Annotated in this window: 21 protein-coding genes and 1 pseudogene; 14 read left to right on the top strand and 8 right to left on the bottom strand. The window is 64.6% G+C overall.

Going from position 1 to position 20,654, the window contains the following annotated elements; translation table 11 throughout:
- Window positions 1-19 precede the first annotated feature (19 nt).
- The 4 genes from rpsF (at window position 20) to rplI (ending at window position 1,819) form a co-directional block, all read left to right on the top strand.
- Window positions 20-325: a 30S ribosomal protein S6 gene (gene rpsF, locus ACZY0Q_RS19000; RefSeq protein ID WP_011693941.1), complete on the top strand. Its 306-nt coding sequence runs from the start codon at window positions 20-22 to the stop codon at window positions 323-325.
- A gap of 71 nt (window positions 326-396) precedes the next feature.
- Window positions 397-981, top strand: a complete 585-nt coding sequence (locus ACZY0Q_RS18995) for a single-stranded DNA-binding protein (protein WP_463919148.1) — start codon at window positions 397-399, stop codon at window positions 979-981.
- A 128-nt stretch (window positions 982-1,109) separates the two neighbouring features.
- Window positions 1,110-1,349, top strand: a complete 240-nt coding sequence (rpsR, locus tag ACZY0Q_RS18990) for a 30S ribosomal protein S18 (protein ID WP_003800144.1) — start codon at window positions 1,110-1,112, stop codon at window positions 1,347-1,349.
- A gap of 17 nt (window positions 1,350-1,366) precedes the next feature.
- Window positions 1,367-1,819: a 50S ribosomal protein L9 gene (gene rplI, locus ACZY0Q_RS18985; RefSeq protein WP_056341694.1), complete on the top strand. Its 453-nt coding sequence runs from the start codon at window positions 1,367-1,369 to the stop codon at window positions 1,817-1,819.
- Between the two features lie 145 nt (window positions 1,820-1,964).
- Here the strand turns inward: rplI and ACZY0Q_RS18980 are convergent, their stop codons facing one another.
- Window positions 1,965-2,387, bottom strand: a complete 423-nt coding sequence (locus ACZY0Q_RS18980) for a DUF1801 domain-containing protein (RefSeq protein WP_463919146.1) — start codon at window positions 2,385-2,387, stop codon at window positions 1,965-1,967.
- 65 nt (window positions 2,388-2,452) lie between these two features.
- Here ACZY0Q_RS18980 and ACZY0Q_RS18975 point away from each other — a divergent pair.
- The 3 genes and pseudogenes from ACZY0Q_RS18975 to ACZY0Q_RS18965 all read left to right on the top strand — a co-directional run bounded on the left by ACZY0Q_RS18975 (window position 2,453) and on the right by ACZY0Q_RS18965 (window position 4,456).
- Window positions 2,453-3,260, top strand: a pseudogene (locus ACZY0Q_RS18975) (PhzF family phenazine biosynthesis protein).
- A gap of 90 nt (window positions 3,261-3,350) precedes the next feature.
- Window positions 3,351-3,980 carry a CE1759 family FMN reductase gene (locus ACZY0Q_RS18970; RefSeq protein ID WP_463919144.1) on the top strand — a complete coding sequence of 210 codons (630 nt, stop codon included), beginning with the start codon at window positions 3,351-3,353 and terminating at the stop codon, window positions 3,978-3,980.
- Window positions 3,981-4,084: 104 nt separating this feature from the next.
- Window positions 4,085-4,456, top strand: a complete 372-nt coding sequence (locus ACZY0Q_RS18965) for a TFIIB-type zinc ribbon-containing protein (protein ID WP_463919143.1) — start codon at window positions 4,085-4,087, stop codon at window positions 4,454-4,456.
- Between the two features lie 35 nt (window positions 4,457-4,491).
- Here the strand turns inward: ACZY0Q_RS18965 and ACZY0Q_RS18960 are convergent, their stop codons facing one another.
- Window positions 4,492-5,064, bottom strand: a complete 573-nt coding sequence (locus tag ACZY0Q_RS18960) for a hypothetical protein (protein WP_463919141.1) — start codon at window positions 5,062-5,064, stop codon at window positions 4,492-4,494.
- 2 nt (window positions 5,065-5,066) lie between these two features.
- Entirely contained in the window at window positions 5,067-5,522 is a 456-nt protein-coding gene (locus ACZY0Q_RS18955) for a hypothetical protein (RefSeq protein ID WP_463919138.1), read from the bottom strand.
- Window positions 5,523-6,210: 688 nt separating this feature from the next.
- On the opposite strand from ACZY0Q_RS18955, the gene dnaB reads away from it, so the two are divergent.
- Entirely contained in the window at window positions 6,211-7,593 is a 1,383-nt protein-coding gene (gene dnaB / locus ACZY0Q_RS18950; RefSeq protein WP_058930676.1) for a replicative DNA helicase, read from the top strand.
- A gap of 58 nt (window positions 7,594-7,651) precedes the next feature.
- On the opposite strand, the gene ACZY0Q_RS18945 is transcribed toward dnaB, so the two are convergent.
- Complete coding sequence (locus ACZY0Q_RS18945) at window positions 7,652-8,620, bottom strand: acyl-CoA thioesterase (protein ID WP_463919136.1); 969 nt, start codon at window positions 8,618-8,620, stop codon at window positions 7,652-7,654.
- A gap of 130 nt (window positions 8,621-8,750) precedes the next feature.
- Window positions 8,751-13,076, bottom strand: a complete 4,326-nt coding sequence (locus ACZY0Q_RS18940) for a rhamnogalacturonan lyase family protein (protein WP_463919134.1) — start codon at window positions 13,074-13,076, stop codon at window positions 8,751-8,753.
- 450 nt (window positions 13,077-13,526) lie between these two features.
- Between ACZY0Q_RS18940 and aztD the strand changes: the two genes are divergently transcribed.
- Entirely contained in the window at window positions 13,527-14,852 is a 1,326-nt protein-coding gene (gene aztD, locus ACZY0Q_RS18935; protein WP_463919132.1) for a zinc metallochaperone AztD, read from the top strand.
- Window positions 14,853-14,943: 91 nt separating this feature from the next.
- Here the strand turns inward: aztD and ACZY0Q_RS18930 are convergent, their stop codons facing one another.
- Complete coding sequence (locus tag ACZY0Q_RS18930; protein ID WP_463919130.1) at window positions 14,944-15,378, bottom strand: DoxX family protein; 435 nt, start codon at window positions 15,376-15,378, stop codon at window positions 14,944-14,946.
- A 128-nt stretch (window positions 15,379-15,506) separates the two neighbouring features.
- Between ACZY0Q_RS18930 and ACZY0Q_RS18925 the strand changes: the two genes are divergently transcribed.
- From ACZY0Q_RS18925 to ACZY0Q_RS18915, 3 genes are all read left to right on the top strand, one after another.
- Complete coding sequence (locus ACZY0Q_RS18925; RefSeq protein ID WP_463919128.1) at window positions 15,507-16,859, top strand: MATE family efflux transporter; 1,353 nt, start codon at window positions 15,507-15,509, stop codon at window positions 16,857-16,859.
- 25 nt (window positions 16,860-16,884) lie between these two features.
- Complete coding sequence (locus tag ACZY0Q_RS18920; protein WP_463919127.1) at window positions 16,885-17,475, top strand: hypothetical protein; 591 nt, start codon at window positions 16,885-16,887, stop codon at window positions 17,473-17,475.
- Window positions 17,476-17,580: 105 nt separating this feature from the next.
- Window positions 17,581-17,952 (top strand): hypothetical protein, encoded by a 372-nt coding sequence (locus ACZY0Q_RS18915; protein ID WP_463919125.1) that lies wholly within the window; start codon window positions 17,581-17,583, stop codon window positions 17,950-17,952.
- Between the two features lie 143 nt (window positions 17,953-18,095).
- Here the strand turns inward: ACZY0Q_RS18915 and ACZY0Q_RS18910 are convergent, their stop codons facing one another.
- Window positions 18,096-18,641, bottom strand: coding sequence for a CGNR zinc finger domain-containing protein (locus ACZY0Q_RS18910; protein ID WP_463919123.1), 546 nt, complete (start codon window positions 18,639-18,641; stop codon window positions 18,096-18,098).
- Window positions 18,642-18,712: 71 nt separating this feature from the next.
- Here ACZY0Q_RS18910 and ACZY0Q_RS18905 point away from each other — a divergent pair, with 71 nt between their 5' ends.
- A complete protein-coding gene (locus ACZY0Q_RS18905; RefSeq protein WP_463919121.1) occupies window positions 18,713-19,717 on the top strand; it encodes an EamA family transporter in 1,005 nt (334 codons plus the stop codon).
- A 93-nt stretch (window positions 19,718-19,810) separates the two neighbouring features.
- On the opposite strand, the gene ACZY0Q_RS18900 is transcribed toward ACZY0Q_RS18905, so the two are convergent.
- Window positions 19,811-20,074 carry a WXG100 family type VII secretion target gene (locus tag ACZY0Q_RS18900; RefSeq protein ID WP_111908407.1) on the bottom strand — a complete coding sequence of 88 codons (264 nt, stop codon included), beginning with the start codon at window positions 20,072-20,074 and terminating at the stop codon, window positions 19,811-19,813.
- 289 nt (window positions 20,075-20,363) lie between these two features.
- On the opposite strand from ACZY0Q_RS18900, the gene ACZY0Q_RS18895 reads away from it, so the two are divergent.
- Complete coding sequence (locus ACZY0Q_RS18895; RefSeq protein WP_058930686.1) at window positions 20,364-20,636, top strand: DUF2277 domain-containing protein; 273 nt, start codon at window positions 20,364-20,366, stop codon at window positions 20,634-20,636.
- The last annotated feature ends 18 nt before the right edge of the window (window positions 20,637-20,654 follow it).

Raw genomic sequence — 20,654 nt, 5'->3', positions numbered from 1 at the left:
AAAGGAGGTGGGTTCACATATGCGTCCTTACGAATTGATGGTAATCATCGACCCCGAGGTCGAAGAGCGTACCGTTGAGCCGTCGCTTCAGAAGTTCCTGAACGTCATCACCAACGATGGTGGAACCATCGAAAAGGTTGACATCTGGGGCCGTCGTCGACTGGCTTACGAAATCAAGAAGAAGTCCGAAGGTATCTACGCCGTGGTGAACTTCACCGCCAAGCCGGACACCGCCAAGGAACTTGACCGCCAGCTGTCTCTTAACGAGACCATCATGCGCACCAAGATCACCCGCCCCGAAGAGCAGAAGGTTGTTGCTGAGTAATTCAGCTCCGATTTTCATTCTTTACCCGCAGGATCGAATTCTTCACCCAGGATCGAACAAGGAGGCAGTAGATGGCAGGCGAAACCACCATTACGGTCATCGGTAATCTCACCAATGACCCGGAATTGCGGTTCACACCGTCAGGTTCGGCAGTAGCGAACTTCACCATCGCTTCCACCCCGCGCACCTTTGACCGCCAGTCCAATGAGTGGAAGGACGGGGAAACCCTGTTCCTCCGCGCAGCGGTATGGCGTGAAGCAGCCGAGAACGTCGCCGAGTCCCTGACCAAGGGCATGCGCGTGATCGTTTCCGGCCGTTTGAAGAGCCGTTCCTACGAAACAAAAGAAGGCGAAAAGCGCACCGTTATCGAGCTCGAAGTCGATGAAATCGGCCCGAGCCTGCGTTACGCCAATGCCAAGGTCAACCGCACCCAGCGCTCCGGCGGACAGGGTGGACAAGGTGGCTTCGGCGGCGGCAACAGCGGCGGTGGCTTCGGAGGCGGCAACTCTGGTGGAAACCAGGGCGGCAACTCCGGTGGAAGCTTCGGTGGCGGCAACCAGCAGGCTGCAGCGCAGGAGGATCCCTGGGCAACGCCCGGTGTCTCCAACGCGGGCGGCGGCTGGGGCAACGGCCCCGATTCCGAACCTCCCTTCTAAACCAATCATTTAGGCCCGACGCCGGGACCGCCGAAGGTGCCGCAAGGCACCTGACGTGACTGCCGCCGTCGGACCACCACCATCCCGTGGATCAACATCCACGGGCTCCATAGAATAGGAGCTCCACGATGGCTAAGGCTGAACTCCGTAAGCCCAAACCAAAGTCCAACCCCTTGAAGGCCGCTGACATCACTGTCATCGACTACAAGGACGTAGCATTGCTGCGCAAGTTCATCTCCGACCGCGGAAAGATCCGCGCCCGTCGCGTCACTGGCGTCACGGTGCAGGAACAGCGCAAAATCGCCCAGGCAATCAAGAACGCCCGCGAAGTTGCACTGCTGCCCTACTCCGGCGCTGGCCGCGGCTAAGGAAGGGACTGACTAACATGGCAAAGCTCATTCTGACCCACGAAGTAACCGGTCTCGGTGCCGCTGGCGACGTTGTCGAGGTCAAGGACGGTTACGCACGTAACTACCTGCTGCCCCGCAACTTCGCCCTGACCTGGTCGAAGGGTGGCGAGAAGCAGGTTGAGTCCATCAAGACTGCCCGCGCCGCCCGCGAGCACGCTTCCCTGGAAGATGCTCAGAAGCAGGCCGCTGCACTCTCCGCCAAGCCGGTCAAGCTCGTCGTCAAGGCTGGCGAGACCGGACGCCTGTTCGGCACCGTCAAGCAGGCCGACGTCGCCGACGCTGTTGAGGCCGCTGGCCTTGGCAAAATCGACAAGCGCAAGGTTGAACTGCCGGCACACATCAAATCGGTTGGTTCCTACCAGGCCAACGTCCGCCTCCACGCTGACGTTGCCGCTGTGATCGAACTCAACGTAGTAGCAGGCAAGTAGCCTTTCCGGCCACGCAGCCTAAAACTGCACGAAAACCCCCGTTGCCGTCACCGGCAGCGGGGGTTTTTGCTTTTACCCAACGCGGGGTCAGTTACGGCCCCCCGGGGCAGGTTTATCGGGCCAAGAGTGACCCCGCGTTGCTCTGTCAATGCTGGTGGAGCTCCGTCATGACGTGGTGGTATCCGGCCCGGATCATCTCCGCGAGGACGGCACGGTCCACGTCGTCGAGCTTGGTGATGTAGAGGCAGGCTACGCTCGTTTTGTGGTTGCCGAGTTCGGGAAGCAGCCGGTCGGCGTCGGGTCCATACGTGAGGCCGTACAGCACCAGGTTCGCCTTGCGAGGTGAGAATGCGACGGCGGGCGCATCGCCCTCCCGCCCGCTTTCGTATTTGTAGTGGTAGCTGCCGAATCCCACCATCGTCGGACCCCACATGACGGCTTCCTGGCCGGTGATGTCCCGCATGAGGTCCAGGAGTGCCAAGCCATCAGCGCGCCGTACGGGGTGCTCCACGCCGGCCAGGAATTCTTCCACTGACGCGCCCGTTGCCTGGGTCTTGTTTTCCGTCATGCCGGAAGTCTCGCAGAGCACGGCCCACTTGTCAGCCAGGCCGCCCGGGGTGATAGCCTGCGGCGGTGAGCCAGAATTCATCCCCCGCGCGCCGCCGTCGTCCGTTCACCCAAGTGGACGTATTCACGGACGAACCCTACCGGGGCAATCCGCTCGCAGTGGTTCTTGACGCCGGGGGCCTCAGCACGGAACAAATGCAGCGGTTCGCGAACTGGACGAACCTTTCGGAGACCACCTTCCTGCTGCCTCCGACACATCCCGATGCCGACTACCGCGTCCGCATCTTCACCGCCCACGAGGAGTTCCCCTTTGCCGGGCACCCCACGCTGGGGTCGGCGCATGCGTGGCTCGAGGCCAGTGGCGTCCCGAAGCAGGGCGGGGTCCTGGTCCAGGAATGCGCCGCCGCTGACGCGCTCCGGACCCGTGGCGGAGGCGGACATTGCTCGGATCGCCGCAGGCCTTCGCCTGCCCCGCCCGGCGTTGCTGGACGCCTCCTGGCTGGTCAACGGCCCAGAATGGATCGGCGTGCTCCTGGAGTCCGCCGGGCAGGTGCTGGGCATCAGGCCGGACTTCGCCGCTTTGGCCGGCCTGAAAGTGGGTGTGATCGGGCCGCATGCTGCGGACGCCGGAACCGATCTTGAGGTCCAGACTTTCATCCCGGGGGATGCTGCGGACGAGGACCCCGTCACGGGGAGCTTCAACGCGGGCGCTGCGCAATGGCTGATCGGCAGCGGCCGGGCGCCGTCCACATATACGGCCGCGCAGGGCACCGTGCTGGGCCGCGCGGGGCGCGTCCATATAGACGCTGTCGGCGAAGACATCTGGGTTGGCGGCAATTCCACTACGTGCATCAGCGGCACAGTGCTGCTCTAGCGGCAGTGGAATAAACGCGGGCAGAAGCCGGTTCACTCAGGTACATGCAAATACATGTAACATTGGCTGTATCGAACCTCAGGAGTCCAAGTGGAAACCCGCCGCATCACCGTTCTGTCCGCCGGCCTGGGAGTGCCATCCTCGAGCAGGCTGCTCGCCGACCAGCTCGCTGCAGCCGCAGAGCACCGGCTTGCCGATGCCGGTTTCGAGGTGACGGTTGAGGTCATTGAGCTCCGCGACCTCGCGGTGGACATCGCCAACAATTTCGTCACCGGCTATGCGGCCCCGCGCCTGGCGGAAGTCATTGCCGGAGTGGAGGCAAGCGACGGCATCATTGCCGTCAGCCCGGTGTTCAGCGCCTCCTACAGCGGCCTGTTCAAGTCCTTCATAGACGTCCTGGACCCGAAGTCCCTGGACGGGAAGGCTGTCCTGCTGGGCGCAACCGGCGGTACAGACCGCCACCAGATGGTCCTCGAGTACGCGATGCGTCCGCTGTTCAGCTACCTGCGCACCCGGATGGCGGCAACGGCCGTCTTCGCCGGCCCTCAGGACTGGGGAAACACGGACGACGGCGGCTCGCCCCTATCGTCGCGGATTGACCGTGCGGCGGCTGAGTTTGCCGCCCTCCTGGCCGGGGATCAGCCCGGCCGCAAGCCGGCGGCCCTGGAGTCCCTCACGTTCGAGCAGCTCCTGGCGGGCATTTCCGGCGGACGCTCGTAACCGGCCGTCCGTTATAGCCGCGCCGGTCCGCCCCGGTCCGCCCCGGTCCGCCCCGGGGGGCAAGGCTGCCGAACTATTCGGTTTCCCCGGTCGTTGACCGGAACATGAAGTGTCCTGTGGATTCAATTGACCTGATCATGAGCGAACGCAGCGGCGTTGAGATCGACTACTGCCCGCAGTGCCGGGGCGTCTGGCTGGACCGTGGAGAGCTGGACAAGATCATTGACCGCGCCAACGATGCCATGGGTGGCAGCGCTCCGACGCCGCGGCGTGCAGCAGCAGCGCCCGCTCCGGTTCCGCCCCCGCTATATCCGAACTTTGAACCCCGCCGCGAACAGCCCCGGTTCGACCAGTCGCGCTACGAGCAGACGCGCGATGGCGACCGGAAGTACAGCAAGCCCGGGTATGACCGAGACTACGACCGCCGTCGGCCCAAAAAGAAGGAAGGCTGGCTGGGAGACCTTTTCGACTTCTGACAGCCGGGCGGCGCGCTGTGCCGCGGCTGGGTGGCTTAGTCGTCCAGGAGGGCGATGAACTCGCGTGCCTGCTTCAGGGAGATGTCCGAGTGCCTGGTCAGGGCAGTGGCGGCGCCTTCGGTGTCTCCACTGCGCGCCAGTGTGCGGATGCGGCCGTAGATCTCGTCGTTGAGCATGTTGCTGCTGACCTCACGCGTCACGTCGCCCTTACTGGCAATGGCGCGGTAGCGGTAGGGGAACCGCTGGGGAGTGTCGTCGTCGTCGGGCTCCGCCTCTGACTCTTCCGCGGCGGGGCTGCGGTAGGCCTGCGGATGGGCGGCCAAGGCCCCCACCGCGTCCCGGGAAGCCCGCAGGCCGTCTCCTGTGGCCTCGTAATACAGCTTGATGGCCGCCATGGCCTGTCCCTGGGCAATCAGCGCGTATAGCCGGCGGTGCTGGTCCTCAGAGAGCTTGGCGGCGGCCAGGCGTGCCACCTCCGCCGGATCCTGCGCTGGGGCGGTCCCTCCCTGACTGACAGACGCCTGCCGCCTGCTGACAGCCCGGGCTGCCAGTGCGACTCCGGCGGCCACGACCGCAAGGATAATAACGGGGATCACGAGCGATTCCATTTCTAAAGCCGATCTACGTACTTTTTGGCTGTGGCCAGGTCGGTGCGGGTTGCCTGGCGGAGGAGTTTGATGGCCTGGATCTTGTGCCCGTCGTGCGCCATCGTCTGCAACTGCATTGCCAGCTGGGGGTCCAGAATCCCGCCGGGCAGCGCCGCATAGCCATACTGGCCGGCGCCCGCTCCAGACTGCCCGCTCCGGGCCGCCCGGGCATGGTCTTGCTGCTGCGATTGCTGCTGTTCGTTCTGGCTGGGCCGGGTGTTGGCTTCGAGCCGGGCGCGGACGGCTGTGGCCACGCGCACCTGCTCGGCATAGTGCTCCGCGGAACGCCTCGCCAGGTCCTGCTGGTACTTCTCGGCGTCGGAGGTACCGGCATCACGCGGTCTGAGGGCCGTCGTAAATGCCCAGATTATTGCCGCCAACACGCCGGCCGGCAGAAAAACCATCAGTACGTCGCCCATAGTCAGAGCTTATGCCAGATGACCGTTATCCACAGCACATTCCTGCCGTTGCATACAGCCGATTCGCTGCGGCGTCAAAATATGCCGGACGGCGTGTGCCGCATCACCAATAGGGCATGAATCGGTGGCTGAGGCATCCGGAAGGGCGGAACTTTCAACAGCGCCGCGCCGCAAGCTGTGGATGAAGGTTGGGGAAAAAAGAATTTCGTCCACATGCTCAACGAACGTTTTCGCAGGTCAGATGGATATATGTAGCAAAAGTTTTTTAGTTTCCACAGGTTCACCCACAGGCTGTGCACAAGCTATGCCGGTTAGTGCACAGGTTATCCACAGGCCTCCGGGTCGGCGGGCTTGGACGTTGGGACGGTGGGGGCTACCGTTGCGGGATACCTGCTTTTGGGGCGATGTAACGCCGTCGCGTACGTGTGCCGTCGTCGCAGTGGAGGCCTTCGGCCCGGCCGTTGCGGCGCATTCTGTGGATAACTTGCGGAACATGGGGATAACTCCCACGCGCGCTGCGCAGACTCCAGGTTGCGCAGGCGTCAGTCGGGCCGCCGGGCTTCATTGTCGGGGGCTGCTGATAGACCTGAACGTATGCCGTCCCGTGGAGGTCCCGCAGGATGGCACCCGGCAGGTAAATGACTTACTCGTCGCACTATGACGCGGCACACTATGGAGGACGGCAGCTTTGTCAGTAACGCACCTGGACTCGATCGAGGGTACCCGCGGATCAGAAGGCAGCCGTAAACCACCACAGGACATTCCCGCCGAGCAGTCGGTCCTCGGCGGCATGATGCTGTCCAAGGATGCCATCGCGGACGTTGTGGAAATCCTTAGGGGCCAGGACTTCTACCGGCCGGCGCACGAGACCATCTACGAGGCGATCATCGACCTCTACGGCCGCGGTGAGCCGGCAGATGCCGTCACCGTCTCGGACGAACTGACCAAACGCGCGGAGATCAACAGGATCGGCGGGCCCGCCTACCTGCACGAGCTCATCCAGACCGTCCCCACGGCCGCCAATGCCGGCTACTACGCCGAGATCGTGGCCGAGCGTGCCATTCTGCGGCGGCTGGTCAACGCGGGCACCAAGATCGTCCAGCTCGGTTACGGTTCGGACGGCGAGGTGGAGGACCTGGTCAACCAGGCGCAGGCCGAGGTTTACGCTGTGGCGGAGCGGCGCACGGCAGAGGACTACGTAGTTCTCAAGGACGTCATGGAAGCCACGGTGGACGAGATCGAAGCGTCCGGACACCGCGGGGAAGGCATGACCGGTGTGCCCACCGGGTTCTACGAACTCGACGAACTCACCCACGGGCTGCACCCGGGACAGATGATCGTCATCGCCGCCCGCCCGGCAGTTGGTAAGTCCACGTTCGCCCTGGACTTCGCCCGCTCGGCGGCCATCAAGAACAACCTGGCCACGGTTATGTTCTCGCTCGAAATGGGCCGGAACGAAATTGCCATGCGCCTGTTGTCCGCCGAGGCAACCATCGGCCTGCAGGACCTGCGCAAGGGCACCATCAAGGATGAACAGTGGTCCAAGATCGCCACCACCATGGGCCGGATGAATGATGCCCCGCTGTTCATCGATGACAGCCCGAACATGTCGCTGATGGAGATCAGGGCCAAGTGCCGCCGCCTCAAGCAGCAGCATGACCTGAAGCTTGTAATCCTGGACTACCTGCAGCTCATGAGCTCCGGCAAGAAAGTGGAGTCACGCCAGCAGGAAGTCTCCGAGTTCTCCCGTGCGCTCAAGCTGCTGGCGAAGGAACTCCAGGTCCCCGTCATCGCCCTGTCCCAGCTCAACCGTGGCTCCGAGCAGCGCCAGGACAAGCGGCCCATGGTCTCTGACCTCCGTGAATCAGGCTCCATCGAGCAGGACGCGGACATGGTTATCCTGCTGCACCGTGAGGACGTCTATGACAAGGAATCCCCGCGTGCGGGCGAGGCGGACATCCTGATCGCCAAGCACCGTAACGGCCCCACCAAGGACATCGTGGTGGCTTTCCAGGGTCACTACTCGCGCTTCGCCAACATGGCGGCCGACGCCGGCGGCAGCGGCTTCTAGGCCGGTTCCTGCCAGGGGCTGGGAGGCTTAACCTGCCTGAGCAAGGCTTCCTGGTCGCTTAGATCGGCCCCAGCAGGTGGTTGGGCAGCCGGTTTCCCGGGGCGGTGCCACGGATTTCGAGCAGTTCGCGGGCGTGGGCATGCAGCCGCATGTCTTCTGCCGAGACCGGTACCCAACTGGGGATGGGCACTGAGTTACCGTCGGCGTCGCGGGCCACCATCACCGTGAGGCAATATGTGGTGAGGTTCAGTTCCTTGCCCTTCGGATCTCCGGAGCGCACGTGTACGGCGATGTGCATGCCTTTGGTCCCGGTGTAAACCAGCCTGGCCTCGACCTCCACTACATGGCCGATCAGCAGGGGCCGGTAGAAGCGCACGCCGCCGGAAAAGACCGCCACGGTGTCCATGCCGGAGTAGCGGGATGCGCAGACGTAGGCGGCTTCGTCGATCCATTTCATCACGATTCCGCCGTGCACTTTCCCGCCCCAGTTCACGTCCGTGGGGGCGGCCACGAACCGCAGTGTCACGCGTTCGGCGGTCCCGGCGTCGGTATATTCCTGGGCGTTCATGGCTTCGACAATGCGTTCACGGACCTTGATCCGCGCCAGCGCGTGGTCCCGTTGTTCGATTTCCGCTGCAGTGGCCGGTTCGAACTGTTTGACCGGTATCGGCTTGCCGTCGTCGCCCACCGCCACAAAGATCACCATGCACTGGCTGCGCATTGTGGCCGGTCCGCCCTTGGGATCGCTTGACGAGACGACGGTCCGGATGTGCATGGAGGACCGTCCTGTGTAGACGATGGTGGCTTCCACCTCCACCATGTCGCCGCTGTTCACCGGGTCCGCGAAGTGGATGTTGCCCACGTAGGCGGTGACGCAGTAGGCCTTGGCCCAGCCCACGGCAGCAGCGTAGGCAGCCTTGTCCACCCATTCCAGGACGGTTCCGGCGTCCACCGAACCGCTGTGGCCCACATCCATCGGGGCGGCCAGGAAGCGGAGGGTTACGGAGTTGGCTGCGGTCTCAGTCATGCTGCGATCTTACTGAGACGCAGTGTTACCGGAGGGTCGGGGCTGACACATATCCGCAACAGGAACTGCCCCACCCGCCCTTTGTGGGCGGACAGGGCAGTTCCGTCTGTGGATTGCCGGCTGCTGTTGCCTACTTTGCGCCGGTGTAGGTGATATCCGGCTGCGCCGGCAGTTCCATGCCCACCCCGATGAAGAAGCTGGGGTGCGGCGGCTGGTTGTATGCGATGTTCTCGCGCGCAACCGACTGCCGGTACACGGGATCATGCATCAGGGCACGGAGCCGCACATCAGTACCGGCGGTGGTGGTGTAGATCCGCAGTTCGGTGCTGTCCGACGACGGCCACGCAATTTCCTCACGCCAGTCACCGAGGAGATCCGCCTGGATGGCAGGGGTTCCCTTGGTGCCGTTGTTTGACTTCGATCCGGCGGCCGTCAGGATCCGGTCGCTGGACCCGGTCTCCCAGTTCCACTTGGAGATACTGGGCGTCCCCTTGCTGGTGGTGGCGTCCCAGTCGTGGTCTACGATCTCGCGGAGCAGGTCGCCGTCCCACCACGCCAGGAAGTTGGCGGCAGGGATGTTGTTGGCGATCAGTTCGCCCTTGGCCGACCGGAGCTCACCCACAGGGGAGTTCCAGGCTGCGTCGCCGCCGATGGCCCAACCTTCGGCCCCGGTGTAACGGGGGTCGATGTCGCCGGCCGCTGCACGCCCGGTGTCCTTGACGGCCGGGATGCTCCAGAGGACTTCGCCGGTCCGGGAGTCGCGGAACGTCGCGCCCTTGTTGCCGCTTGAACCCATGTCCTCATGGGCGGCGAACGTCTCGAGTCCTGGCCTGGTGGGGTCAAGGTCGCTTGTGTGGATCGCGTCGCCATGGCCAAGCCCCGTGTTGTAGAGCGGCTTGCCGTTGTCATCGATGGTCAGGGAACCGAAGATGAACTCGTCCTTGCCGTCGGCGTCCACATCCGCCACGGAGAGGTTGTGGTTTCCTTGGCTGCGGTACTGGGCGCCAGCGACGTCCGAATCGAAAATCCAGCGCTTGATGATCTTGCCGCCCACCAGATCGTAGGTGGCCAGCACCGTACGGGTGTAGTAGCCGCGGCTGAACATCATGGAGGGGTGTTCCCCGTCCAGGTAGGCGACAGCGCCGAGGAAACGGTCCACGCGGTTGCCGTAGCCATCGCCCCAGGCCGCCACATCACCGCGGGGCGGATCGTAGGCCACGGTGTCCATGACGGTGCCGGTGGCACCGTGGAAGACCGTCAGGTACTCCGGCCCGGTCAGCACGTAGCCGCTGCTGTTGCGGTAATCCGCGGTGGGGTTTCCGATCACGGTGCCGGCGGCGTCGCGGGTGCCGTCCGCCGTCTTCATCGCAATTTCGGCCTTGCCGTCGCTGTCGAAGTCGTAGGCCAGGAGCTGCGTGTAGTGGGCGCCGGCACGGATGTTCGGTCCCATGTTAATGCGCCAGAGCTTGGTGCCGTCCATCGTGTAGGCGTCCACGTAGACGGTGCCGGTGTAGCCCGCCTGCGAGTTGTCCTTGGAGTTGGACGGGGACCACATCTGGATGATCTCGTAGGTACCGTCACCGTCGACGTCGGCAACGGTGGAATCGCCCGCGGAGTAGCTGTAGGGCTGGCCGTCCTTGGTGTAATCGTCGGCCGGCTTGTCCAGCTTCACAGCTAGGTAGTCCTGGGCGAGCGGCGTGAACTCGGCGGTGAGCTGGTCCCCGCCGTTGCCCACGGCCTTGATCACGTACTTGGAGGAGGCGGTTCCTGAGGCATCCAGGAACGTGGTGCTGTTCCTGATGGGGCTGTCCGTGAGCTGGACGCCGTCGCGGATGACATGGAAGCCGATCTGCTCCGGATCAAGGCCTAACATGCGCCAGCCAACACGGACCCCTTCGCCGGTCAGGAGCGCGACGGGGGCCCGGTCCAGTTTCTCCATCTGCCGGTTCACCACAGTGACTTTCTCGGTCCCGATGACGGCGGACGGCGCGGATTCGCCGCCTTTGTTTACGGTGGTTACGCGGTAGTAGTACCGGATAGTGGTCAGCACCGTGGTGTCGGTGTAGTTCACCTCGGCGGCCCGGCCAACATAGCCGAACGGCCCGTCCGGGGACGTTGAGCGGTAGACCTGGTACGCGGCGGCGCCAGAGACCTTCTGCCATTTAAGGCTCACACTGGTCTTTTCAACAGCCTTGACGTCCAGCTTGGCGGTTGCCGCCGGCACCGGAGTGTTCGGGTCCACGAGGGCTACTTCTACGGTGTTCGACGCAACCGACTCCAGGCCGGTGTTGTCCACGGCCGTGACGAAGTACTGGTATTTTAGGCCTGCAAAGGCGGTGGTGTCGCGGAACGAAGCGGAGGCGACGTTCGCAGCGATCAGCTGGGGCTCGCTCTCGAAAGAGGTCTTCCGGAACACTTTGTAGCTGGCGGCGTCTCCCACCGCATCCCAGGCGAGGTCAACAGCCGGCGGTTCAGCGCCGGCATCCACGGCTGTGGTGTGCAGGTTGGTGGGGCCCACGAGCAGTGGTGTGATCTCGAGGCCGTTAAGCCGCTGGCCCGAGCCGCTGATGGTGAGGTTCAGCTGGCCATCGGACACCAGGACCTGGTTGATGATCTTGGTCGCGGACGAGGCCTTGCTGGAAGTGACGGTGCCAAAAGCCGTGCCTTCCGCGGCGACGTCGGTCCGGGTGGAGCCGATCCAGTCGCTGTGGTAAGTCTTCAGGGCGTAGGTGCCGTTCGGGACGTCGAGCTGGAATTCGAAGCTGGCGCCGCTGAGCACAAAGTCGCGCAGCAGGTTGGTGGTCACGGCGCCGCGGTCGCGGTCGCTGAGGACGCTGATGTCCTTGAACCCGAAGCCCCGCTCGGCCGTGTAGGCCATGGTCCGGTTGACCTCGGTGTAGCCGGCCTCCAGGGGAGCTCCGACCGGTCCGAAGTCGAAGCGGTACTTGGCTTCCTTGGTGGTCACGGTCAGGGTGTCGCTGGGCTCGGACAGCCCCTTGCCGTTCATGGCGGCGACGCGCACGTTATACGCCGTGCCTTCGTCGAGCCCGGTGAAGTTGGCCGTGGGGACGGTGGCCGTAGTGGCCAGTGTCCAGGAGCTGTCCGGTTCGGATGCGAGTTTCCGGTAGACCTTGTAGATGTCCGCACCGTCAACGGGCTGCCACTTGAGCAGCGCGCCGGCATTGGAGACACTTCCGGCCACCAGACCCTGCGGCTTGGCGGGAACGGCCGACGGCGGAGTGACCTCCAGCGCGTGCGCGGCCAACGGCAGGCTGAGCTGCTTCACGCTGCCGGCGATCAGGCGGGCTATCTGAATGGCGCCGTACTCCTGGAAGTGGGTGTTGTCCACGGTGCCGGTGGGCCGGTTCGGATACACGCCTGCGTCGACGTGCAGGAAGACCGATTTGGTGTCCTCGGGGCCGATGGCGTCGTAGTAGGCGCGGCTCAGGGCGGACAGATCAACCAGGGCCACGTTCTCCTCGGTGGCCAGTTCCTGCATCTTGGCGACGTACTCGGGGAAGCTGACATTGAATTTGCCGGTGGCGACGTCAAAGTCGCGGCGCCCCACCGGGGTGACGAGCACGGGGGTGGCGCCGCGCTGCCGGGCACCGTCGACGTAGGTGCGCAGGTATTCCTTGTAGTCCGCCGGGGAGGCGTAGCGGTCATCCACGCCGATGGTGGCATCGTTGTGGCCGAACTGCACCATGAGGTAGTCGCCGGGGTTGATGACCCGCAGGATGTCATCCAGCCGTCCCTGGCTGATGAAGTTCTTGGAGCTTCGGCCACCGATGGCGTGGTTCCTGAAGGCCACCTTGTCATCGAAGAAGCGGTCAATCATCTGGCCCCAGCCAGCCTGCGGGACATACCCGGCGTCGTAGGTCTGGACCGTGGAGTCCCCGGCAAGGTAGACGCCGGGGTCCGTGGTGGCAGCCCGCGGAGCGCGGGCCGCAATCACGAGCGAGTTGATCTTGGCCGCCGAGCCGCTGAAATCCAGGTTCAGCTGGCCGTCCACCAGCGAAATGGGGAACTCCATCTCCAGGAACTGGCCGGCCGCCTTGTCCGTGTGCTGGACCTTGGCCATCTTCTCCGCCGTGATGGCGATATTGGTTGCATCGGCGGCATCGCCGGCGATGAGCTTGACGGTGTAGTCGCCGTTGGGCAGGTCCACCAGGAAGCTGCTGCCCTGCGCCTGGACGAAGTCAGAGCGGAGGGCGTCGCCTGTGCCGCGGTCCACGCCGGAGGTGACGGCGGTGTCCGTAAAGCCGAACCTGCCGGCGGCGGAGTACGCTGTGCCGGCGTCAACGTGGGTGTAGCCGGCTTCGGTGCTGCCGGGGCCGAAGTCGAAGCGGAATCCGCTGCCGACAGCTGGCAGTGACGTCTCTGCCTGGACGGCCGGCAGCCCGGTGAAGGCAATGGCCGCCGAGGCGACGGCTGCTGTGACTGCTTTGGTGCCCATGGAAAGGCGACTCCTGCGGCTGCGCGGAGGGTCTTCCTTGCCGAACGGACGGTCTTGAGGGGGATGGTTCACGAACATCTCCTTTGATGAGCGGTGGCGGGGAGCCCAACCACTGTGTCGGACTTGGATCGTTTCAATACGAACGGAAATCTTGTGCGTACTGCTTTGCCTGGGGTTGGAGCCGGCCAGCGGACTGGCGGCAGGAGCCGGAACGGAAGGTTGACGCCTCGGGTGTTGCGATCTGGGGTGGTGATGCGGACCGCCCATGTGACCGCTCACAGGTTTATCAGTACAACGTTATAGAGGTCAAGGATTCCTGGTGCTTTTCTGGGAGTTTCTGATGTCACGTGTGTTGTTTTGGGCGAAAATTCCCTGCCTTGAGCGTTCCGGCATGACGCAGCCAAAGCCATCAGCTTTGTATCGCTATTGATAATGACTATCGTTAGCGATATGACAACAACTCATTCACATCCCGCGCTTATGCGCCCTTGCCAACGGGCACTCCCGGCAGTTCTCGCGGTTTCGGCACTTCTCCTCACGGCGTGCGGGGCTGCCCCTGGCGACGGCTCCGGACGGTCGCAGAGTGAAGGTGCTGGCTCAGCCGGCACCTCCGCCTCTGGCGGGGCCGGGCAGGCGAAGGAAAGCCAGGCGCCGTCCCCGCGACTGGTCCTGACGAACGACGCAGGTATTACCGTTCTCGACGCGAAGACCCTAAAGCCGGTGGGGGATGCGCCCCTGGAAGGCTTCAACCGCCTCAGCCCGGCGGGCGACGGCCGGCACGTCCTGGTCTCCACCGGAGATGCTTTCCGTATCTTCGACGCCGGCGTGTGGACCGAAGCGCACGGCGACCATGGGCACTCCTATGTCGCCGCACCCCGGCTGACGGAACGGGCCTTCAGCGCCACCAAGGCCGGCCACGTGGTCAACCATGCCGGGATGACAGCTCTGTTCAATGACGGTTCAGGGAAGGTGGAAGTCTTTGATCCGGCTGCGCTGACTGATGCACTCAAGACCGGCCTGCCTGCGACCAGCACCTACACCGCAGCCGAAGCTCACCATGGCGTCGCCATCACACTGGAGGATGGGAAGCTGCTGGTAACCCTTGGGAACGAAGAGGGCCGCAACGGCCTGGCGCTGCTGAGTGCGCCAGCCGGCGATGGCGGGCAGGGGCGCAGTGAACTGCTCCGCAACGAGGAGTGCCCCGGGGTGCATGGTGAGGCCGTGGCGGGAAGTGAAACCGTGGTGGTGGGCTGTGAGGACGGCATGCTGGTCTACCGGGACGGTGCCTTCACTAAGGTTGCAATCCCAGACCCCTATGGCCGCATGGGCAACCAGGCCGGAAGCGCCGCCTCCCCGGTGATCCTCGGCGACTACAAGGTGCACAGGGATGCGGAGCTGGAGAGGCCCACCCGAGTCTCGCTGGTCAACACTGACGCCGGCACGCTGCAGCTCGTGGACCTGGGCACCAGTTATTCGTTCCGCTCCCTGGGCCGGGGTCCGGCCGGCGAGGCCCTGGTGCTGGGCACGGACGGGTCGCTCCATGTCATCGATCCCGCGACGGGCCAGGTCACTGCTGCCATTTCGGTGGTTGGCGCCTGGACGGAACCGGATGCCTGGCAGGATCCCCGTCCCACACTGTTTGTCCAGGGCTCAACGGCCTACATCACGGAGCCGGCCACTTCCAGCATCCACGCCGTTGACCTGAATTCAGGAAAGGTGATCAAGAGCGCCGTGCTGGAACGCGCCGCCAATGAACTCACCGGGGTCACCGGCTGACCTTCTGCGGCTAGGGAGGTTAACTCCCGACGGCGGCCCGGCACCTGGGTGCCGGGCCGCCGTCGGGCGTTGCTCGTTTAGTGGAGTCCGCTTAGGCGAGGACTGCCAGTTTGGAGCCCTTGCGGCCGAACAGGACGCGGTCCACGGATACGCGGCCGGCTCCGGTGAGTGCGAGTGCCAACGCGGCGGCGCCCAGGAGCAGTACCAGTTCGTACCCGCCCTTGTCGGCGAAGACTCCTGCCGAGGCGTGCACCAGGAATAGGGCGCCGATCATGTTCACGGCCAGCAGGCCAGCCACCACGCGGGTGAGTATGCCGAGGATGAGGGCAATGCCGCCGGCGAGCTCGAGGCCTGCGACCAGCGGTGCTGACACGTTGGCTACGGGCACGCCCATCTGGGTGAACGCGGCCTGGGTGCCGGCGATGGTCCATTCATTGAACTTCTGCCAGCCGTGGGCGGCAAAGAGGAAGCCGAGGATGACGCGCAGGATGGTGATGGCGGTGGTGACAAGTCGTGGCTGATTCATAAGTCGAGTCTCCCCGTCCATTGGTTGAAGTGTCAACTAATAGTCCGGAATTGTGTCCTTTGTCATGACTTCCGGCGTCACGGAAGCAGGGCCGCCGGGTGGTAGGTGCCGGCCGTTAGTCTGAAACTGTGCCCAATCAATCCGCCCCCGCCGCCGTGCAGCGTCCCGCCAGCCATACCCGGGAAATCCTGCGGCTCGCCGTGCCGGCATTCGGCGCACTGATCGCCGAACCGCTGTTCCTGCTCGCGGATTCGGCCATTGTGGGCCACCTCGGCGTGGCCCAGCTGGCCGGCGTCGGGCTTGCCTCGGCGGTGCTGCACACCGCCGTCGGCCTGATGGTTTTCCTCGCGTACTCCACCACGCCGGCGGTGGCCCGCGCGATGGGACACGGCCAGTTGGGCAAGGCGCTTGCGGCAGGGCGCGACGGCGTCTGGCTGGCTCTTCTGCTGGGCACCGTCCTGGCGGTGGCCGGCTTCTGGACCGCTGAACCGCTGGTGTCCCTGATGGGCGCGGCGGGCGAGGTTCGTTCATTCGCCGTTGACTATCTGCGTTGGTCCATGCCCGGCCTGGTGGCCATGCTGCTCATCTTTGCCGGCACTGGTGTCCTCCGCGGATTGCAGGACACCAGGACGCCGCTGCTCGTCGCTACCGCAGGCTTTGCCCTGAATATTGTCCTTAACCTGTGGCTGGTCTACGGGCTGGGCTGGTCCGTTGCCGGCTCGGCGGCAGGCACCAGCGTGGCGCAATGGGCCATGGCGGCTATCTATCTGCTGATGGTCCAGCGAAATGCTTCCCGGCATGGCATCAGCCTGTGGCCCGACTGGAGCGGTATCCGCGCGATGACCCGCGTCGGTTCCTGGCTTATGCTCCGCACCCTGAGCCTGCGCATTGCCATCCTGGCCACGGTTGTTGTGGTCACGGGGCAAGGTGCCGTCAACCTGGCGGCGCACCAGCTGGCCATGACCATCTTCTCGTTCCTCGCCTTTGCCCTCGATGCCCTTGCCATCGCCGCCCAGGCCCTGATCGGCAAGGAACTGGGCGCCGCCAACCCTGTCAGGGCGCGGCAACTGACCCGGACCATGATCCGCTGGGGTGTCGGATTCGGCATGGTCACGGGGGCCCTGCTGGCCGTCGCTGCGCCCTGGGCCGGGGCGCTGTTCACTTCCGACGCCGGCGTGCAGTCCGTGCTGACCTACGCCCTGTGGATCCTGGCCGCCGGCCAGCCCATTGCCGGCTATGTTTTTGTCCTGGACGGAGTGCTGATCGGCGCCGGGGACGCCAAGTACCTGGCACTTGCGGGCGTGGTCAACCTCGCCGTCTACATCCCCATGCTTGTAGCCGTTGCGGTCACCGGCATGTCCGCAGTTTCGGGCCTTGTGTGGCTGTGGGCCGCCTTTGCGCTGGGCTATATGGCCGCCCGGGCGCTGACGCTGGGACTGCGTGCCCGGTCGGACCGCTGGATGGTGCTGGGTTCGCCATAGGGCCGGCGGCCACTAAACTGGACCGGTGAACCAACCACTGACACCCACAGATGCTCCCGCCGGCACCGCCCAGCAGGCAGACCTGTGGAAGCCGGTATTGCTCCGGGCCTTGGCCGCACTGGCCTTCGGTGCCGTGACCATTTTCTGGGCCGGACCGTCGGTCCAGGTCATGGGCTGGTCAGGTGGGCTGTATCTGCTGGTCACGGGCCTGCTGGTTCTCTGGGCCATCCCGAAGACCGGCTACGCGCGTGACGGCATGCCCGGCAAAATCCTCTCCGCCGCCGGGGCGGCCCTGGCAGGCGCCGGCGTTGCCGTGGCGCTGCTTCACGGAGACCGCGTCTTTGGCGTAGTTGCGACTGTGGGACTTGGCTTGGCCGGAGCGGTGGAGCTGTACTGCGGACTCCGGTATCGCGGCCGGAGCGTGCTGGCCCGTGACTGGGTGGCCTCGGGCATTATCGGGCTTGGTACCGCTGCGTTCCTGCCTTTCTTCATCAGTCTCGGAGCGCATGCCCTGCTTGGCGTAGCCGGCGGCGGAGCCATCATCTCCGGTGTGCTCTGGGTCCTGTCCGGGCTGTCGCTAAGGCACGATTCCCGGCCCGCCTCCGCGAAGCCGTAAACTAGAAGCGAAAGGTTCTACCCGGCGTAGAAAACACGCCCGGAACAACCCCGCATACATTCGAACCAGCACGCCCTTCGGCATGGCTGTAGGAGAGGAACTACCTTGGCAGACCAGAAACCAGGAAAACCGCGCAATCTGCGGACCTCGGTGAAGGGGCCGCTGATGTTCTCTGCGTTCTGGGCCGTCCTCGCCTTCGTCGCGGTGCTGATCTTCGCTTCCGGCGGCAGTTCGAAGACCCCCCGGTTCGATCTCGCCTTCACGGGCGCAGGCATCGCGTTCATCGTCACGCTGGTGATCGCGGCCATGCTGGCGATGAGCCACAAGGAGAACCCCGAAGGCCTGGGCAAGGGATCGGGCGTCAACCTGAGTTCAGCGCGGAAGCCGTCGCATGGATTCGGGGGACACAGCTCAAGCCAAGCCGGCAGCGCCCCTGAGACTCCGGACTCTGACAGCCCCGGCTCCAGCCACTCCTAGCGCACCGCCTTCCCGCACAGACGGGATACCCGCCAACCGCCTTCCCGCACAGACGGGATACCCGCCAACCGCCTTCCCGTACGCGGAATTCCCGCGCACCGGCTTCTCGCGCGCCGGTCCTGCCCAAGGTCCCCGGCGCTGGCTCAGCGGACCGTCGCCTGCCGCGCCCGGTACGCTGCCACGTGCGCTCGGTTGGCACAGTTCCCGGTGTCGCAATACCGTTTCGACCGGTTGCGGCTGAGGTCCAGGACCACGGCGTCGCAGTCCTCGGCCTCGCACACCAGCATGCGGTCCATTTCCTTGCTGCGGATCACGTCCGCCAGGGCCATGGCGGCTTCGGTGCCCATTCGCTCAGCCAACGGTGCGTCCCTGGCAGTGGCGTGCAGATGCCAGTCCCACTCATCGTGCTTCATCAGCTGGGGGAGCGCGTTGGCATCGCGCAAAAGGCGGTTGACGCCCGCCACAGCAGTGTCTTCATCTGCAGTCCAGAGAGCACCAAGCCGCTCACGCAGTTCGTAGACACTCGACAGCTCCGCCGCATCGCCGGCGCGGGATCCACTGAACCCTTCGGAATGGAGGAAGCCATCCAGCTCTGCCACCGTGGCGAGTAATTCGCGTCCGTTGGCTGCCGTGTTGATCAGGTTGACCACGGTGCGCAGGGCTATTTCGGTGTCAGGGGCAAAGACCATCTTGACTCCTTACTGGGAGCGGGCGTAATGTCAGGACCATTACCCCACTTTACTCCTGACAGGAGGCGTCGGTGACTGCCGCCCCTAACCCCGCAGCCGCGGGCGGATTCCTTGGCTCCGGGCTTGGAATCGCGTTGTTCTCTTCTGCCGTCTTCGGGCTTTCCGGCTCCTTCGCCAAGGCGCTCCTGGAAACCGGCTGGTCCCCGGGCGCTGCCGTGACGGCCCGCCTGACCGGTGCCGCGCTGATCCTCGCAATTCCTGCGATTCTGGCCTTACGCGGACGGTGGTACCAGCTGCGCGACAACTGGGTCACCATCGGTCTTTTCGGCCTGATCGGCGTGGCCGCGTGCCAGCTGTTCTACTTCAATGCCGTAGCCCGACTCTCCGTGGGCGTAGCGCTGTTGCTGGAATACCTGGCTCCTGTGCTCATCGTGCTTTGGCTGTGGGGAGCGAGCAAGAAGCGCCCACGGGCGTTGACCTTCGGCGGGACAGTGCTCTCGCTCGGCGGCCTGATCCTGGTGCTGGACCTCACCGGAACGGTCAAGATCGACATCATCGGGGTCCTGTGGGGGATGGCCGCTGCCGTTTGCCTTGCCATTTACTTCTTCATCACGGCCAAGGAAAATGATTCCCTGCCTCCCATCGTCCTGGCGTCCGTCGGGCTGCTGGTGGGGGCGTCCGTTATGTGGCTGGCGGCCGCCACGGGACTGCTTCCCATGGCCTTCAGCACCGCGGATACCAGGCTGGGCCCTTGGACAGCGCCCTGGTGGGTCTCGCTGGGCGGCCTGATCATCATGGCAACAGTCCTGGCGTACGTTTCCGGCATCGTCGCTGCCCGCGCCCTTGGCTCCAAGGTCGCCTCCTTCGTTTCCCTGACCGAGGTGCTGTTCGCTGTGGTCTGGGCCTGGCTGCTCCTGGGTGAGCTTCCCGGTGCCATCCAGCTCCTGGGCGGAGCCCTCATAGTGGGCGGGGTGGTTCTGGTCCGGCTGGACGAGCTACGCTCCGGAACGGCCGCAGCTGTAGTCGGGACGCGCGCCCCGCTCGAGCACGCGAACGACGTCGAACCTGTGCCCTGAGTGCCGGTTGCCCAGACCCTTACGATCCAGTTAAATGCCGCGGGGGCCCGGACACTGTGATGTGTCCGGGCCCCCGCGGCAGAGCTTCTGCGGTTAGCGTGAAGCCTGGTCCTGCTCGTTGGCGTTCTTGGTGGCCTTCTGGCCGGCATCCTTCAGCGCCTGGATGACCTGGTTCAGCGCCGCGGTGTGCGTGCCTGACCATTCGCCACGGAAGTGGGTGGCGTCCGGGCCTTCCCAGTTGGTGCTGTCCAGCACGCGGGAGAGGTTGGATCGCTGCTGCTCAATCTCGCCGGCACCGGCCTGCAGCTTGCTGCCAAGGGTCCTGAGCTGCTCTACATCTGCGCCCCAAATAGCCATCAGTTTTCTCCTCGTTGTCTTGGATCCGATCCAGATCGGCATCCCCAGTGGCCTCCGGTTGATCCGGAAGATCCATTACCTAGAACCTATCCCGGCCCCAAAATACTGTCGATGGGCACCGCTGCCCATGCTCGACAACATATCGGTGGTTGAGCCCGTCCAATCTCGCTCCCCAACCGCCCCCTCACCCTCGCAAGCTCAGGCAGGGAACCCTGCGGTCGTGGCCCCAGGCTCGAGCACCGCAGGGCTGGGGGTCGATCCGAGGCGTTCCAGAGCCTAGCATGGGCATATGTGCCGGAATATACGAACCCTCCACAACTTTGAACCGCACGCCACCTCTGAGGAAGTGCATGCCGCCGCGCTGCAGTATGTACGCAAGGTCAGCGGCAGCACCAAGCCATCCAAGGCCAACGAGGACGCCTTCGAAGCGGCGGTGCACGAGATCGCCCACATCACCCAACACCTGCTCGATGCGCTGGTCACCCACGCTCCGGCCAAGCACCGGGACGAAGAGGCCGCTAAAGCAAGGGCCCGCGCGGCCGTCCGCTTCGGCACCGCCTGAGGACCTAGCCGCCTGGGG

It is taken from the genome of Pseudarthrobacter lactosi (assembly GCF_055412785.1).
Note: the sequence above shows the minus strand (reverse complement) of the source record. Positions and strands in the feature narration are given on the sequence as shown.

What these genes read in the sequence shown, in the direction of transcription:
- rpsF (WP_011693941.1), top strand. Translation starts at nt 20, where the DNA reads ATGCGTCCTTACGAATTGATGGTAATCATCGACCCCGAGGTCGAAGAG.
- ACZY0Q_RS18995 (WP_463919148.1), top strand. Translation starts at nt 397, where the DNA reads ATGGCAGGCGAAACCACCATTACGGTCATCGGTAATCTCACCAATGAC.
- rpsR (WP_003800144.1), top strand. Translation starts at nt 1,110, where the DNA reads ATGGCTAAGGCTGAACTCCGTAAGCCCAAACCAAAGTCCAACCCCTTG.
- rplI (WP_056341694.1), top strand. Translation starts at nt 1,367, where the DNA reads ATGGCAAAGCTCATTCTGACCCACGAAGTAACCGGTCTCGGTGCCGCT.
- ACZY0Q_RS18980 (WP_463919146.1), bottom strand. Translation starts at nt 2,387, where the DNA reads ATGACGGAAAACAAGACCCAGGCAACGGGCGCGTCAGTGGAAGAATTC.
- ACZY0Q_RS18965 (WP_463919143.1), top strand. Translation starts at nt 4,085, where the DNA reads ATGAAGTGTCCTGTGGATTCAATTGACCTGATCATGAGCGAACGCAGC.
- ACZY0Q_RS18960 (WP_463919141.1), bottom strand. Translation starts at nt 5,064, where the DNA reads ATGGAATCGCTCGTGATCCCCGTTATTATCCTTGCGGTCGTGGCCGCC.
- ACZY0Q_RS18955 (WP_463919138.1), bottom strand. Translation starts at nt 5,522, where the DNA reads ATGGGCGACGTACTGATGGTTTTTCTGCCGGCCGGCGTGTTGGCGGCA.
- ACZY0Q_RS18945 (WP_463919136.1), bottom strand. Translation starts at nt 8,620, where the DNA reads ATGACTGAGACCGCAGCCAACTCCGTAACCCTCCGCTTCCTGGCCGCC.
- ACZY0Q_RS18940 (WP_463919134.1), bottom strand. Translation starts at nt 13,076, where the DNA reads ATGGGCACCAAAGCAGTCACAGCAGCCGTCGCCTCGGCGGCCATTGCC.
- aztD (WP_463919132.1), top strand. Translation starts at nt 13,527, where the DNA reads ATGACAACAACTCATTCACATCCCGCGCTTATGCGCCCTTGCCAACGG.
- ACZY0Q_RS18930 (WP_463919130.1), bottom strand. Translation starts at nt 15,378, where the DNA reads ATGAATCAGCCACGACTTGTCACCACCGCCATCACCATCCTGCGCGTC.
- ACZY0Q_RS18910 (WP_463919123.1), bottom strand. Translation starts at nt 18,641, where the DNA reads ATGGTCTTTGCCCCTGACACCGAAATAGCCCTGCGCACCGTGGTCAAC.
- ACZY0Q_RS18900 (WP_111908407.1), bottom strand. Translation starts at nt 20,074, where the DNA reads ATGGCTATTTGGGGCGCAGATGTAGAGCAGCTCAGGACCCTTGGCAGC.
- ACZY0Q_RS18895 (WP_058930686.1), top strand. Translation starts at nt 20,364, where the DNA reads ATGTGCCGGAATATACGAACCCTCCACAACTTTGAACCGCACGCCACC.